Raw genomic sequence first — 1,517 nt, 5'->3', positions numbered from 1 at the left:
TTGGCATGGACTTCCCCTCCTGTTGGCGTTGATGTAGTTCGACACTCCATCATGGCACTTCGATGCCGACTCGCGGCTTCCGCCGCAGCCTCGGGACGGGGAAGTCCCTTTCATTCGGATAGGTCCGACGCGGACCTTGTTTCCCTTGCCTTCGTCTTACCTGGCACGGCCGCTGCATGCGCAGGTCGCATAAACGAAGGTCGAGTACCTCCTGCACCCTTGCGCCGGTATTGAACATCAGTGAAAACAACGCGTAGTCACGCCGACCGGCGGCGGTCGTTCGATCGACCGCATTCAGCAGCGCCTCAACCTCGTCCTGCTCGAGATATTCGATCGGCGCTGACCGCGCCCCGCGTTTGAATGGAATGCTGAGGATTGCCTGCGCCACCGCCAGATGTTCAAGACGTTCAGTTGCCAAGAACCGCGCGAATGTATGAATCGCGGCAAGCCGGGCATTACGCGTGGCAATGCCGTTGTGCCGGTCTCGCTCGAGAGGTGTCAGGAACTGTCCGACCGATTCGGCGGTGATCGCCGCAAGATCCAGACGTTCAATGCCGCAGTGTCGCTTCGCACTAAGAAATCGCATCAGAAGCACCAGCGTGTCGCGATAGCTATGGATCGTGTGCCGGCTCATCCCTCGCAACGTAGGTAGATAATCCTGGAAGAATCGGACAAGACTCCGTCCGAGCTCACCGGAGCAAGGACGCCGTTTCATCATTGCTCTCCCTGAACAAGATAGCCAAATCGTTTCGCGAACCTATCGCTCGCCAGCTCTCGGAGTTCCGGAATCCAGTGCAAATGGTAGGCAGTCGATACGATTGATACATGACCCATGTAGAGTGCGAGCTTTGGCAGGTTGGACTGGACGTCCGCCCCGTGACGATACCATCGCATCAGGGCTTCAATTGCAAGGGAATGCATAAAGTCGCGAATACGGGGAACCCGCCCGTCGGCATCCCGGAAGCCTGCTTCTTGCAGTAATCCCGTGATACCTTCATGCAATCCCGTTCCAGGGTAGCCCCGCAGACCATGGTGCATATTGCACAGTAACGGTGACGACGGCGTAGTGTCGAGAGGGGTAGCGAGGCGGCGCGTGAGGTAGCGGCGCAGTTCTAGCCGGGCACCGCACGAAAGCGGAACCCATCTCGATTTGTGAAACTTTGATTCGCGTATGTGCAGGACTCCAGCGTGCGCGTCTACATCGGCCAACGTTAGCCGTAGCAACTCCCTTCGCCTCAGCCCGGCGGTGCACAGCAGCACAAGCGCCAGGCGGAGGACATACGGCCTTAGTGGCGATGTCGCCGTGGCCTGACGCGTGTCTGCAAGTTCGAGTACGCTGAAGAGTCTGGCGGCGAAGATGCTTGCTGGTCTGGTCGACAAAGCGCTCAAGGCTGCGCGGCGACAATCATTTTGGCCGGTATAGCGACAGAGGTTTTGGCTGGTGGGGAGAACTCGGAGGCGGCGTAGCCGCCGGAGGGTTCTCCCCACCAGCGGCGCCGAGTCGGCCGGGTTCTACG

At 59.3% G+C, this 1,517-nt stretch carries 2 protein-coding genes; both read right to left on the bottom strand.

From position 1 onward, the window contains the following. Positions 1 to 49 precede the first annotated feature (49 nt). Positions 50 to 634, bottom strand: a complete 585-nt coding sequence (locus AB4Y36_RS40410) for a tyrosine-type recombinase/integrase (RefSeq protein WP_368661894.1) — start codon at positions 632 to 634, stop codon at positions 50 to 52. Between the two features lie 80 nt (positions 635 to 714). After that, positions 715 to 1,488: a tyrosine-type recombinase/integrase gene (locus AB4Y36_RS40405; RefSeq protein ID WP_368685929.1), complete on the bottom strand. Its 774-nt coding sequence runs from the start codon at positions 1,486 to 1,488 to the stop codon at positions 715 to 717. Positions 1,489 to 1,517: the final 29 nt, after the last annotated feature.

It is taken from the genome of Paraburkholderia sp. BR10936, assembly GCF_040965735.1.
In the GTDB taxonomy this organism is placed as follows: Bacteria; Pseudomonadota; Gammaproteobacteria; order Burkholderiales; family Burkholderiaceae; genus Paraburkholderia; species Paraburkholderia nodosa_A.
This window is presented reverse-complemented; position numbering and strand designations above follow the sequence as displayed.